The organism is Glutamicibacter sp. NPDC087673 (assembly GCF_044743255.1).
GTDB lineage: Bacteria > Actinomycetota > Actinomycetes > Actinomycetales > Micrococcaceae > Glutamicibacter.
The window spans coordinates 211,087-223,778 of record NZ_JBIUWB010000003.1 but is presented as its reverse complement, the minus strand read 5'-3'; the positions used below and the strand labels follow the sequence as shown (position 1 = coordinate 223,778).

13 protein-coding genes are annotated in these 12,692 nt (G+C 59.5%); 6 read left to right on the top strand and 7 right to left on the bottom strand.

Features of this window, described 5'->3' with window-relative positions; all coding sequences use genetic code 11:
* Positions 1-39: 39 nt before the first annotated feature.
* On the bottom strand, positions 40-1,095 hold the full coding sequence (locus ACIOTL_RS08600) for a biotin/lipoate A/B protein ligase family protein (protein ID WP_400342360.1): 1,056 nt from the start codon (positions 1,093-1,095) through the stop codon (positions 40-42).
* A gap of 171 nt (positions 1,096-1,266) precedes the next feature.
* Here ACIOTL_RS08600 and ACIOTL_RS08595 point away from each other — a divergent pair, with 171 nt between their 5' ends.
* Entirely contained in the window at positions 1,267-2,865 is a 1,599-nt protein-coding gene (locus tag ACIOTL_RS08595) for a DUF222 domain-containing protein (RefSeq protein WP_400342359.1), read from the top strand.
* 488 nt (positions 2,866-3,353) lie between these two features.
* On the opposite strand, the gene ACIOTL_RS08590 is transcribed toward ACIOTL_RS08595, so the two are convergent.
* The 4 genes from ACIOTL_RS08590 to ACIOTL_RS08575 all read right to left on the bottom strand — a co-directional run bounded on the left by ACIOTL_RS08590 (position 3,354) and on the right by ACIOTL_RS08575 (position 6,204).
* Positions 3,354-3,611, bottom strand: coding sequence for a type B 50S ribosomal protein L31 (locus ACIOTL_RS08590; protein WP_013348950.1), 258 nt, complete (start codon positions 3,609-3,611; stop codon positions 3,354-3,356).
* Between the two features lie 144 nt (positions 3,612-3,755).
* The gene (locus ACIOTL_RS08585) at positions 3,756-4,589 is read right to left on the bottom strand and encodes a TrmH family RNA methyltransferase (protein ID WP_400342358.1); all 834 of its coding nucleotides are present in this window, start codon (positions 4,587-4,589) and stop codon (positions 3,756-3,758) included.
* 3 nt (positions 4,590-4,592) lie between these two features.
* Positions 4,593-5,390, bottom strand: a complete 798-nt coding sequence (locus tag ACIOTL_RS08580) for a sulfite exporter TauE/SafE family protein (protein ID WP_133833401.1) — start codon at positions 5,388-5,390, stop codon at positions 4,593-4,595.
* Between the two features lie 28 nt (positions 5,391-5,418).
* Positions 5,419-6,204 carry an ABC transporter ATP-binding protein gene (locus tag ACIOTL_RS08575; protein ID WP_105657799.1) on the bottom strand — a complete coding sequence of 262 codons (786 nt, stop codon included), beginning with the start codon at positions 6,202-6,204 and terminating at the stop codon, positions 5,419-5,421.
* 187 nt (positions 6,205-6,391) lie between these two features.
* Between ACIOTL_RS08575 and serB the strand changes: the two genes are divergently transcribed.
* On the top strand, positions 6,392-7,312 hold the full coding sequence (gene serB, locus ACIOTL_RS08570; protein ID WP_332728408.1) for a phosphoserine phosphatase SerB: 921 nt from the start codon (positions 6,392-6,394) through the stop codon (positions 7,310-7,312).
* Between the two features lie 161 nt (positions 7,313-7,473).
* Positions 7,474-9,222 carry a VanW family protein gene (locus ACIOTL_RS08565; protein ID WP_400342357.1) on the top strand — a complete coding sequence of 583 codons (1,749 nt, stop codon included), beginning with the start codon at positions 7,474-7,476 and terminating at the stop codon, positions 9,220-9,222.
* Positions 9,223-9,370: 148 nt separating this feature from the next.
* Here ACIOTL_RS08565 and ACIOTL_RS08560 read toward each other — a convergent pair whose 3' ends face one another.
* Positions 9,371-10,120, bottom strand: a complete 750-nt coding sequence (locus tag ACIOTL_RS08560) for an SDR family oxidoreductase (RefSeq protein ID WP_105661240.1) — start codon at positions 10,118-10,120, stop codon at positions 9,371-9,373.
* Positions 10,121-10,154: 34 nt separating this feature from the next.
* Positions 10,155-10,913, bottom strand: a complete 759-nt coding sequence (locus ACIOTL_RS08555) for a beta-ketoacyl-ACP reductase (protein WP_181148862.1) — start codon at positions 10,911-10,913, stop codon at positions 10,155-10,157.
* Between the two features lie 181 nt (positions 10,914-11,094).
* On the opposite strand from ACIOTL_RS08555, the gene ACIOTL_RS08550 reads away from it, so the two are divergent.
* Genes ACIOTL_RS08550 through ACIOTL_RS08540 form a run of 3 tightly spaced genes read left to right on the top strand, consistent with a single transcriptional unit; the run spans position 11,095 to position 12,671 of the window.
* Entirely contained in the window at positions 11,095-11,517 is a 423-nt protein-coding gene (locus ACIOTL_RS08550; RefSeq protein WP_105657862.1) for a DUF3099 domain-containing protein, read from the top strand.
* Positions 11,517-11,762 (top strand): acetone carboxylase, encoded by a 246-nt coding sequence (locus ACIOTL_RS08545; protein ID WP_105657794.1) that lies wholly within the window; start codon positions 11,517-11,519, stop codon positions 11,760-11,762. Before ACIOTL_RS08550 ends, ACIOTL_RS08545 begins: the two co-directional genes overlap by 1 nt.
* Entirely contained in the window at positions 11,763-12,671 is a 909-nt protein-coding gene (locus tag ACIOTL_RS08540) for an SURF1 family protein (RefSeq protein ID WP_400342356.1), read from the top strand.
* Positions 12,672-12,692: the final 21 nt, after the last annotated feature.

The window sequence follows — 12,692 nt, the reverse complement described above, 5'->3', positions numbered from 1 at the left end:
TCGAACTTGATCGAGAACAGGCCCTTGGATCTTGGCTCGCTACGGAACCCGCGCGGTCCATTGCGCGGTAGCGAATTTGGCCTCGGCCAATTCCTTCGCCGCCAGACGGGATTCGGCATCCAGCTGTGCCGGCTTGGCCCCGGTGCGCTTGGCGAAGGTGTCCATCATGACGTTGATGATCTCCATGCGATCCAGCTTTGTCTGCGACTTCAGCGGATCCACACGCTTGACCGCTGAGGTGATCCCCTTGTCGGAGATCTTCTCCCGGCCAATGCGCAGCACCTGGGTCATCTTCTCCGCGTCGATGTCGTAGCTCATCGTGACGTGGTGCAGCATCGCACCATTGGCCAGGCGCTTTTGCGCTGCGCCGCCGATCTTGCCGGCAGGGGTCGCGATGTCGTTCAGCGGCTTGTAGTACGCTTCCAGGCCGATGCTTTCCAGCGCTTCCATCACCCAGGCGTCCAGGTACGGGTAGGAATCGGCAAAGCTCATGCCGTCCACCAGGGATTCAGGAGCGTAGAGCGAGTAGGTAATGCAGTTGCCAGCTTCCATGAACATCGCGCCGCCTCCGGAAATGCGGCGAACCACCTGGATGCCGTGCTTTTCGGCTTGCTCCATGTCCACTTCGTTCTTCAGCGACTGGAAGGAGCCGATCACGACGGCGCCTTCGCTCCAGTCCCAGAAGCGGATGGTCGGCTTGCGGGTCCCCTTGGCGATTTGCCGGGTCAGCACCTCATCCAGCGCCACTTGCTCGGTGATTGGAATGATCTCCGGGCCCAGGACTTCCCACTCGTGGTCTTCCCACTTGGTGGCGTGTCCCAGCGCGCGGCGGACGACGCGCGCGATGGCGTCTTCGTCAAAACCGAACATCACTGCGCCTTCACGCAGATTGTCGGTTACCGCATTGCGTATGGTGCTGTGGCTGGCGTCCGCTGGCAAACCGCGTAGCGCATCATTCAAGTCATCCAGTGCATCATCTGGTTCCAGGAAGAAGTCGCCATTCAATGACACTTCGGTGATCACGCCATCGGAAGTATCCAGATCTACAACGACTAATTTGCCACCGACTACCTTGTATTCACCATGATGCTTCATGGTTTCATTCTATCCCCGGCTGCCCACTAGTCGAATCCACGCGCCCCCGGATTCGGTGGTTCGCAGTGGCAACATTCGACGCCGGATAACAATCGAATAAATATTCGAGAATACTTCCACATTCCGCGGATTTCCGGGCCAAACTGTCTGTTGCCGGCAGGATGATTAACTATGGCTATACCCGATTTCATCCATGACGACGATGATGAACATCGTCTACCGTTGCCCCCAGCTGGCACTCGCACAGAATCCCACAAGGATTCGTTATTCAGCGACCATCTCGAACATCACCTGTTCCATGGTCCGCTGAAGCAATTGGCAGATGAGCTCTACGACGCGGGCCCGCTCAATGGCCCCGACGACGCCCTCGAACGGCTGAAGAAGATCCAACGCATTCAGAGCACCCTCGATGCAATGACATCTGTGCTGCTGGCCGATTCAGTAGAACAAGTCAGTGAATCATTTGCCGATATGATCGCCACCGCGGGGACCACTACCGAGGAGGAGGAACGCGAGGCTCGGAAAAGTGCTCAATACTATGGCGTTGACCGCGGAAGTGACCAGGTCATCAACTCCAACTTCATCGCAGAAGCGGCTGTCGCGCTGCGTGAGACCCCTCGCATGGTAGGCAAGCGGATGTTCTATGCCAAGGGTCTTCGCTACGCCTGCAAGGAAACCCTCACGGCTCTGGCTGCAGGAGAGATCACGCCCAAGGCAGCGCATGACATCGTGAAGTATTCGCAGGACTTGCTCCCCGAACAAATCATGCAGATGCAACGCGTGCTGTTGCCCATGGCGAAGACTGCGTCTGATGACGCGATATACCAACGCGCACGCCGGTTCCATGACAGGATGTGCCCGGAGGCCGCCGAACAAAGGCACAAGAAGTCTGAAAAGAATCGCAAGCTCACGCTATGGGATAACGAAAATGGCATGTCCACCCTCAAGTACTACAACAGTGCCGCAGTGATTCACTCCATCAAGAACTCCGTGAAGTGGCTAGCTGATCAGCATAACGATCCGCAGGATCCCCGCACCCGGGAGCAAATAGAAGCGGACGCCTTTGCAGACATCATCCTCAACGGCTGGCCGGACCGGGAAGGCACGCCCCTCAAGCCACGGGTATCCATCACGATTCCCGCGGTGGAAATGCTGGCGGATCCTACAAGGACCGTGGCTGACCTGGAAGGCTACGGCCCCATCCCACTGGGGGTCGCATTGGTGTTGGCAAAGGATGCGCCTTCGTTCCAGCGCGTGCTGACCGACCCATGGACTGGCGCCGCGATAGATGTCGAGCGAAGGCGCTACCGGCCCTCGCAGAGCCTCAAGGATCTGTTACGGCACCGCGATGAGCATTGCTGCTTCCCCGGCTGTCGCCGTCCAGCTGACCGCTCCGAGATTGACCATATAAATGGCTGGGCTCACGGAGGGCATACGACCAGGGACAATACGCATCTGCTGTGCAAGCAGCATCAAATGTTCAAGCATGCATTGGGTTGGAAAGTCGTTCCGCGTCCTGACGGATCCAAGATGTGGGTGACTCCACACGGGCTGAGCGCACTCGTTATTTCGGAAAGCGTCAAGCGTGTGGACCAATTCGATCATGTAAATGATCATTGCCCAGAGCGCCCTAAGGTCATTCCTTTGCCGCATATTCGACTCACGGCAGAAGTACGCAGGGTACTTGGGCTCAAGCCTCGCGTCGACATTCCAGACGAGGATCCCGGTCCTGAATCGCCGCCAGATGACGGCAAGAGGGAAACAGGCTGAGGACGCTATCCCGATTGACCGGTTTTTGGGTGACAGAATTTTTCAGTCACCAGCACCTCCACACCACCAATAACACCATTCACGCAACGGCGATGGAGCCAGTTGCTCGGAGCAGTGCGGCCAAGACGTCTGCTTCGACGAGTCAGCGAATCCTTATTCAGCCGCCACTGGAAACTTTGACGGCTATAGCACCGAAAAGCTCTGGGCAAACGCTCCTGACAATATTTTTCAGTCATCCCCGGCTGCCCCGACGGCTATTGCGCCGAACGACGCTGGGGCGAACGCTGCTGACAATATTTTTCAGTCACTGGCGCATCGAGACGACTACCAAAATGCCACTAGCGCATCGCGGCGCGAAAAAGGAATCCTCCTAGACGGTTCCGTGAAAACATTTTTCAGTCACTGATGGACAGGTGTGCTGTTAAAGCAGCAGCGGCGTGTTTCCAAATACTGGAAACACGCCGCGAAAGCTTGCTAGGGGCGAAGTATTACTTCTTGCCGCCGAAGCCCTTGAAGCGGGCGTTGAAGCGCTCGACACGACCAGCGGTGTCCATGATGCGCTGCTTGCCGGTGTAGAACGGGTGCGAAGCTGCCGAGATTTCGACGTCGATTACTGGGTAGGTGTTGCCATCTTCCCATTCGATGGTCTTGTCCGACTTAGCGGTCGAACGGGTCAGGATCTTCTCGCCGGATGCCAGGTCGTTGAAGACAACTGGGCCGTACTGTGGATGGATATCAGCCTTCATAGCTATACACCTTTTTTTATGGCCACTGGATTTTGCCAGTAGCTACTTACTCGGAAATTGTGTCCCGCATTCAGGGCTCCATGAAGAGACCTCAATGCACAGACAGTCCATCCTATCGCAAAAGCGGCGGCGGCAGAAACCTTCTTAGCGTGGCGCGGAGCACAAATGCCAGAATGCAATTGCGCTAGCGGCACCAACATTCAGGGAATCCACTTCGCGGTACATAGGGATGATCACGGTCCGGTCAACGGCGGCCAGAGCTTCATCGGTAACTCCCCTGCCTTCGTTGCCCAAGATCATGGCGACCTTCTGGCCAGACTTGATCTCTACTTCGTTTAGCGGGATCGCGTCCTCGGTCAGTTCCATGGCGAGCATCTCGTAGCCATGCCTCTTCAAGGTCTGGATGTCCTCTGGCCACGACAGCATGCGTACCCAAGGAAGGTCGAAGACCGTCCCCATTGAGACGCGGGCGCTGCGACGGTACCAGGGGTCCACGCATTTGGGGGTGAGCAGCACGGCGTCAACGCCGAGCCCTGAAGCCGAACGGATAATTGCGCCGAGGTTAGTATGGTCGGCGATGTCTTCCAAGATGGCAACGCGCGAACTGGCTTCAAGCACTTCGTCCAGATCCAGCGGTTCGGGACGATTCATCGCTGCCATGGCGCCGCGGTGCAAGTGGAAGCCGACCAGATCCTGGAGCTGCCGATCATCCCCAATGAAAATCGGCGCGTCCGGGAAACGGTTGAACTCCTCGGTTAGCTGGTCCAGATGCTTTTCGGCGAGCAAGAAGCTGCGCGGCACGTGTCCCGCGTTGATCGCACGCTGAACCACTTTGGTGCTCTCGGCAACGTAGAGGCCGTTTTCCACATCGCTACGCATACGCAGGTTCGCTTCGGAGAGCCGGAGGTACTCGTCGAGGCGGGAATCAGCCAGATCCGCGACCGGCAGGATCCGTTCAGGGTTGAGAATTTCAACCACGAGCTACACCAACTTGTAGAGCATGTTGCCCAGGGCAACCAGGCCCAGGATGACGATGACCAGGCGCAGCAGCCCAGGCGAGAGCTTGCGGCCAATCTTGGCGCCGGCAAATCCGCCGATCAGCGAGCCGACAGCGATAAGCAGGACGACGAGCCAATTGATGCGTTCCGGCGCAATGATCAGGTACATCGCGGCCGCCACGAGATTCACGATCAGGGAGAGGATGACCTTGATTGCATTGGACTGCTGCAGGGATGCTTGCAAGAACACGCCGAATACCGCCATCAGCAGGACTCCCTGCGCGGCGGTGAAGTAGCCGCCGTAGACACCGATGATGAACACCAGGATGTAGAGGACCATTGGAATCTGGGCGCGATCTGCATCATCCGGGTCGGTGCCGCCGGAAGCGGCCTGCCGGGTCTTCGCCCACTTCGCAAGACGGGGCTGGAAGATCACCAGCACCAGCGCGCAAACCAGCAGCACCGGCGCAACGATGCCGAAGACGGACTCCGGCAGGTTCAGGAGGAGCAAGGAACCGATCAACCCGCCGACCAGTGAAACCGGCACGAGTTTGAGCAGCGTCTTCTTGACGCTGGCAGCTTCTCGACGGTACCCCCAGGCACCGGAGAAGCCACCAGCAACCAGACCCATGGCGTTGGAGACGACGGCATTCACCGGAGCCATGCCCAACGCCACGAGAATGGGGAAAGTGACCAACGTGCCCGAACCGACGACGGTGTTGATAGTTCCGGCCCACAGTCCGCCAATGAAGACCAGGGCTTCGCGCCAAAATTCGATCACGTGGAATTTTCCCCTTTAGTTATTGCTGTTAGCTGCGTGCAAAAGCAGAGTAGCGTCCACCTTCACGGCGCAGGCTCAGCGGCATGCCGTAGGTTGCTTCCAGGTTCGCTTCGTTCAGCGTGGATTCGATCTCGCCGGCAGCGACAACTTCGCCGTCGCGCATCATCAAGATGTGGGTGAATCCCGCTGGCACCTCTTCAAGGTGGTGGGTTACCAGAACCAGCGCCGGGGCATCCTCGTCGGCTGCCAGTTCCGCCAGCTTGCCAACCAGGTCTTCGCGCCCGGCAAGGTCCAAGCCTGCTGCAGGCTCATCGAGGATCAGCAGTTCGGGATCGGTCATCAAGGCACGGGCGATCAGCACGCGCTTGCGCTCGCCTTCGGAAAGCTTGCCGAAAGGCTGGTTCATGAAGGTGGACATGCCCCAGTTGTGCAGCAGATGGAAAGCACGGCGCTCATCGAGCTTCTCGTACTTCTCGCGCCAGCGACCGGTCATGCCGTAAGCCGCGGTGAGTACTACGTTAAGCGCGGTTTCGTTGGCTGGAATGGAGTTGGCAACCAGGGCTGAGCTCAGGCCGATCAACGGACGCAGATCGAAGACCGACACCTTGCCCAAACGTTCGCCAAGGATATCCGCGGTACCGCGGGTTGGGTGCAGCCGGGTGGCCGCAATGTTCATCAAGGTCGACTTGCCGGCGCCATTGGGGCCGATCACAATCCACCGCTGTCCTTCTTTGACTTCCCAGGACACGTCCTTGAGCAGGTCTTTTCGCCCGCGTACAACGCTGACATCTTTGAAAGTTAGCACTTCGCTCATGGTATTCAAGATTAGACTTTTCGCCCCTGTTTCACTAATTGGAAATGCCGGACGGGGCCTGAGATCGCCGGATTGACCTGTATTGCGTCCAACGGCAATACTAGTTCGCTCCCCTGGGCCTGGTCAGCAGCTTTGCGCCAACACGTCATGTTTGGTCGTAAACACCGAAGCAATGAAAAATGGTTGCATGGCTTCATCATTGGTTTTCGCATCCCGCCCCGCTTTCTCCCGCACAGACTTCAACGCTGTATTGCAGCAAGCGGCCGCCGCCGGGCTCATTCCCGCCGCGGACGAGAGCCAGATCAAAGCCAGCGAAGAGCGGCTGGTCGCCAAGTTCCGCCTTGAACAGGCCGATCAGGCGAAGCTGCAGCAGGCCGCTGCGGCATTCGTCGATGCGCAGGTCGCCGACGGCGCACTGGAATACGCGGACATGTGCGTAGCGGTGGTACCGGCCGAACTCGTCGATGCTCCGCAGCTGCTCTTGCTGATGGATGTCGATTCCACCTTGATCAAGCAGGAAGTCATCGAACTGCTCGCCGCTCACGCTGGACGGGAAGAAGAAGTGGCTGCGGTGACCGAAGCCGCGATGCGCGGTGAACTGGATTTCGCCCAGTCCTTGATCCAGCGCGTAGCTACCTTGAAGGATCTGCCAGATACTGTCCTTGCCGAGGTAGGCCAGCGCATTGTCCTCTCGGACGGCGCCGAAGCCCTGGTCAAGCGGTTCCACGCTGCTGGGCACAAGGTCGGGGTAGTTTCCGGCGGGTTCCAGCAGATCCTGGATCCGTTGGCTGCCCATCTGGGCCTGGACCATGCGCTGGCTAACACCTTGGGCATTTCCGAGGGAATTCTTGACGGAACCGTTCACGGCCAGATCGTCGATCGCGGCATAAAGGAAACGATGCTGCGCGCCTGGGCCGAGGAACATCACATCCCGATGACGGCAACCGTCGCCGCCGGTGATGGCGCCAATGATCTGGCCATGGTTGCTGCCGCGGGTTTGGGCGTGGCTTTCAATGCGAAGCCTGCCCTGCGCGATGAGGCGGACGTGCGCCTGGACTTCTCGCGCCTGGACGTCATCGCCGACCTAGTACTCAATGATTTGGCTTAGCGGAATCCAACAACTGCATAACAATTCTGCCGATAGCGGCTTTCGGTAACTTGATCGGTTGTTCCAGCGGTTAGTATTTCTATTGACGCGTTTAACGGCTGGCGGCATAAGTCCTAGCCGCGCGCGTAGCCCCTATCGCTTTCGAAAGAGCTACCAGACCAGTGCAGACCCCCTCCCCGGACAGTTCCTCAACTACGCCTACGCACTCCGCACAAGACAAGAAGAAGCCGAAGAGCAAGGCCAAGCCTTGGATCATTACCGGTTCTTGTGTTGCAGCCGTAGCCGCAGCATATTTCGGCGGAGCCGCCTATGTCAGTTCCCAGGTTCCAGCCAACGCGTCATTTGCGGGCGTGAACATCGGATCCATGAACAAGGACCAGGCTCGCGCCGAATTGGAACGCGAGGTACTCCCCTTGGCTGAAAAGCCAATGGATGTCACCGTCAACGGTGAAAAGTACACCCTGGATCCGGCCAAGGCCGGCCTGGAACTGAACGTTGATGAAACCATCAACGAACTGACTTCCTACGAAATCAACCCGGCCAAGCTCTACGAGCGGCTCACCGGCGAATTCCACGTCACCCCAGCGGTCGACGTAGATCAGGAAAAACTGGGCGCGCAGCTTGAAGCGCTGGCCAAGAAGGCCAATGCCGAGGTCGCCGAAGGAACTATCGACTTCAAGGATGGCACCTCGAAGCTGACCAAGCCCGTTGACGGCGTAGCGCTGAAGACCGAAGAAGCCGCCACACTGATCAGCGAGGAATGGGAAATTGCCGGCGCGGCGATCGACCTTCCTGCCGAAGTCAGCAAGCCGGCGATCTCTGCCGACGCCCTGCAGGCGTTCTACGACAAGGACGTCAAGGCGCTGCTGAAGGACGAGGTCATCCTGGCATCGGATGACAAGAAGGCGTCCATCTCGGCCGCGTCTATTGCCGCGGCGGCAAAGTACGCGCCCAAGGATGGCGCCCCAGCGATCGCATTGGATGACGAGAAGCTCTACAAGGCTGCGACGAAGAATTCAGATCTTTCCAGCACTGCCAAGGATGCGCAGATCGTCTTGAAGGACGGCAAGCCGTCCATCATCAAGTCCTCCAAGGGCATCTCGCTGGAGACCAAGGGCCTGGGCGCCAAGGTCCTGGCCGCCACCGCTGCCAAGAACCGCACTGCCGAAGTTGAGATGACCGAGAAGGAAGCCGACTTCACCACCGCAGATGCGAAGAAGCTCGGCATCAAGGAACCGATCGTCACCTTCTCCACTCCCTACCCGGCTTCCGATACCGTACGCACCAAGAACCTGCATGCCGGTTCGGCGCGCGTCAATGGCGATATCATCAAGCCCGGCGAACGCTTCTCGCTGCTGCAGGCCTTGGGCCCGATCACCGTGGCCAACGGCTATTACAGCTCCGGGGTCGTGGAAAGCGGCTTCAGCACCGAAGCCGTAGGCGGCGGACTCTCGCAGATCTCCACCCAGATGTACAACGTCGGCTTCCTGGCCGGATACGACGACATCACCCACAAGCCGCATTCGCGCTGGTTCGAGCGCTACCCCGCGGGACGCGAAGCCACCTTGTGGGAAGGCCAGATCGACATGATCTGGGAGAACAACACCCCCTACGGCGTGATGATCCAGGCCTGGGTTTCGGGCGACAAGGTCAATACCCGCCTGTGGTCCACCAAGTACTGGGATGTCTCGCAGAAGAGCTCGGGCAAGTACAACCAGACCAACCCCGAAACCAAGTACAACCCGGCCGAAAAGTGCGTCTCGGAATCTGGTGGCAAGAAGGGCTTCAGCATCGATATCACCCGCTACCGGGAAGCCTTCGATGGATCCAAGAAGCTGCCAGCTGAAACCAAGAGCTGGACCTACAGCCCATGGCACAAGATCGTCTGCGGCGACAAGCCCAAGGACTGATCCAAGCGAAATCGCCGGGCGCCTCCCTTTCGGAGGTGCCCGGCGATTTCGCTTAACCCTGCGCATTTTGCCCCAGGCACGGAAAAGCTGGCGGTCGGAACCCCTGCACGGGGTAACTGCCGCCAGCTGATGCGCGCTGCTGCGGGGCTTACTTGCCCGACTGCTCCAGGAAGTCGCCTGCGCCGCCAACCAGCTCGGTGTGGCCGGTCTCGACGTCGGCGAAGACCATCTTGGCTACCTCGGCGCCGAACTCCTCGACGGAGTACAGCTTGCCGGCAGCTTCGCGGCGGGCGTCGATAGCACCTGGCTCCATGCGGTTGAGCAGGGTTGCGGTGATGGTGCCTTCGATCATGTCACCGGAGACCACCACGAAGGTGATGTTCTTCTCGGCCAGCTTCGGGATCATTTCACGCAGTGCATCTTCGCCGGCGCGCTTGGACTTGGCCACAGCGTCGTAGGCATCCATGGTGGTTACTTCGTTGATGAAGTGCGCCTGGTGGCTGGTAACGAAGACCACGCGGCCGCCCTCGCTCAGCTGGGGCAGCGCGGCTTCCAGCATGGCCACCTGCGCGTCGCGGTTCAGGCGCAGCGCATAGTTTTCGCCCATGGAGGTTTCCATGCCGCCCGAAGCGTTGAGCACGACGACATCCAGCGAGCCGAAGTTCTCAACAGCCGCGTCAACCAGAGCCTGCGGACCCTCAACGGTGGTCAGGTCGGCGCCCACGGCAACGGCCTTGCCGCCCTTTTCTTCAATAGCGGCAACAATCTTGTTGGCGCGCGGGGCCTTGGCGCGGTAGTTGACCACTACGCCAACGCCCTGCTCGGCCAGCAGCTGCGCGGTCACCGCACCGATGCCGCGCGAGGAACCGGTTACAACGGCACCTTTGAATTCACTCATGGTGGTACTCCTTTGGATTTCTTGCTTAAATCTTCTAGTGGCCCATGCCCAGGCCGCCATCAACCGGGATCACGGCACCGGAGATGTAGCCTGCTTCGTCGCTGGCGATCCAGCGGACCACGTTGGCAACCTCTTCAGGCTCAGCAAAGCGGTTGGCCGGGATGCTGGAGAGGTATTCCTTCTGGGTGTCCTCTGGCAGAACAGCGGTCATCTCGGTGTTGATGAAGCCCGGAGCCACAACGTTGGCGGTGATGCCGCGTGAGCCCAGTTCACGGGTCAGCGAGCGGGCGATGCCCACCAGGCCGGCCTTGGACGCCGCGTAGTTGATCTGCCCTGGCGAGCCGTAAAGGCCGACGACCGAGGAAATCAGCACGACACGGCCGCGCTTGAGCCGGATCATGCCCTTGGACGCGCGCTTGATCACGCGGAAGGCGCCGGTGAGGTTGGTGTCGATCACCGAGGTGAAGTCGTCTTCGCTCATGCGCAGCAGCAGGGTGTCCTTGGTGACCCCCGCATTGGCGACGAGGACTTCTACCGGACCGTGGGCCGCTTCAACTTCCTTGAAGGCCGCGTCGATCGATTCGCCGTCGGTGACATCGGCCTTGACGCCGAGCAGTCCGGCGGGAACCTCGCCGCTGCGGTAGGTAATGGCCACTTTGTCGCCGTTGGCTTCGAATGCGCGCGCAATAGCAAGTCCGATGCCGCGGTTGCCGCCGGTCACGAGGACACTGCGGCCAGTGGTTGGTTCCGTAGTCAATGTATTTCTCCGTTCATGCGCTCGCTGTCCTGGCATGGTAAATCTCTCCAAGGGCCAGCCGAAAAGCGCACTTTGCCTAGTTAAGTAGCTACTCCGTGAACAATCCTATTAGTTACTACCCAGTTTTACCGCTTCGACAGCGCGTAGAAATTACACTCTTCGTGCCGCAGGTGAGACAATGGGAGCAGATCCCGTACTGCGAAGCGAAGTCTTTTACATGTCCCCACAGCCCACGAATCACGGTTCCAGCCAACCGGAAGTTCACCGCATTACCGAAGCGCGCGAGTCCCATACCACCGAGCGCGATTCACGTGTGCGCAAATACACGATTTCCATGACCGTGCGCCTGATCTGCTTCGTTCTCGCTTTCTTCTTCGATGGCTGGCTGCGCTGGGTCTTGCTCGCGGGAGCAATTATCCTTCCCTATATCGCAGTGGTGATCGCCAACGGCGGTGCGGATCTGACCAAACGCGAACCGCCCGCCGAGTTCTACAAGGCTCCCGGCGCCGAGGCTATCGCCGCACCGGACGAAACCGCGCCGGCCGCGCAGCAGGCACCGGAACCAGAAGTGATCGACGGAAGCTTCGCCGAAGAAGCTGAACCGGTGCAACAGCCAACAACTGCTCCCAAGGAGGACTAGTGGATCTGCTAGGTTCGCTCGGCGGCTCCCCTGCCGCCGCCGAAATCCAGTGCTCGCGAAAGGGCTGCCGCAACGCCGCCAGCCACCAGCTGCTGTGGAATAATCCGAAGATCCACACCCCGGACCGGCGCAAAATCTGGCTGGCCTGCGAAGAGCACCGCGACTGGCTCGAAACGTATCTGAAGGAACGCCTGCTCTACAAGGAAACGCTGCCGATGCCGGGCAATGAAGGAGAAAGCAAGTAGATGTATCGTTTTCTGGCCAGTACCCGGTGGGTCGGCTGGCTCATTCTGGTGGCGATCTTCGCCGCCGCCTGCATTGGCTTGGGCAATTGGCAAGCCGACCGCCGTGCCGAAGTCCTCGAGGGCATCGAACGGGTCAACCGCAACTACTTCGCAGAGCCGGTCACCGGCACGCAGGCCCTGGAGAATTTCCAGGACCTGGACGAGGACAAGACCTGGATGACCGCGCAGCTCACCGGCCAATATCTGCCCGCGGATACCATAATCGTGCGCAACCGCATCAAGGCCGGCAGCCCCGGCTACGAGGTGCTGGTGCCGTTCAGGACCAACGAGGGCGGAACTGTCGTCGTGAACCGCGGCTACCTGCCGATCGGCAACCAGGAAGACGGCCACCCGGATGCTGTTCCAGCGCCACCTGCCGGAGAAGTCACTGTGGATGTGCGCTTGAAACCATCGGAAATCCGCTTGGACCGCGGCGCCCCGGAGGGCCAATTGGCTTCGATCCAGCTCGAAGACTACGCCAAGCTCCTGGACTACGAGATCGCCCAGGGCGCCTACGGCCTGATGTATGAAGAGGATCCGGCCCCGGCCACTGCGCCACTGCAGCTGGACGCTCCGGATATGGATGAAGGTCCGCATCTTTCCTACGAGATCCAGTGGTACATCTTTGGCGTGCTGGCCTTCATCGGCTTCTGGTATGCCGCTCGCCAGCAGAAGAAGCTGAACGCCGAGGATGCCGCCGAGCAAGCCGAAGCCGAGGCGCTGGGCCTGGACGAGCCGCTGCACAAGGTGCGCAAGATTCGCGCCAAGCCGGATAAGAAGTTCCGCCGTGACGGCACGCCGACCGATGAAGCCATCGAGGATGCGTTGCTCGACCAGGCCGACCACACGCCAGGGGGCCTCCCGAAGTAGCTGCGGGAAACAAGGGAACCG

Coding starts and splice junctions, on each gene's coding strand:
- ACIOTL_RS08540 (WP_400342356.1), top strand. CDS start 11,763: ATGTATCGTTTTCTGGCCAGTACCCGGTGGGTCGGCTGGCTCATTCTG.
- ACIOTL_RS08600 (WP_400342360.1), bottom strand. CDS start 1,095: ATGAAGCATCATGGTGAATACAAGGTAGTCGGTGGCAAATTAGTCGTT.
- serB (WP_332728408.1), top strand. CDS start 6,392: ATGGCTTCATCATTGGTTTTCGCATCCCGCCCCGCTTTCTCCCGCACA.
- ACIOTL_RS08590 (WP_013348950.1), bottom strand. CDS start 3,611: ATGAAGGCTGATATCCATCCACAGTACGGCCCAGTTGTCTTCAACGAC.
- ACIOTL_RS08555 (WP_181148862.1), bottom strand. CDS start 10,913: ATGCCAGGACAGCGAGCGCATGAACGGAGAAATACATTGACTACGGAA.
- ACIOTL_RS08575 (WP_105657799.1), bottom strand. CDS start 6,204: ATGAGCGAAGTGCTAACTTTCAAAGATGTCAGCGTTGTACGCGGGCGA.
- ACIOTL_RS08560 (WP_105661240.1), bottom strand. CDS start 10,120: ATGAGTGAATTCAAAGGTGCCGTTGTAACCGGTTCCTCGCGCGGCATC.
- ACIOTL_RS08595 (WP_400342359.1), top strand. CDS start 1,267: ATGGCTATACCCGATTTCATCCATGACGACGATGATGAACATCGTCTA.
- ACIOTL_RS08550 (WP_105657862.1), top strand. CDS start 11,095: ATGTCCCCACAGCCCACGAATCACGGTTCCAGCCAACCGGAAGTTCAC.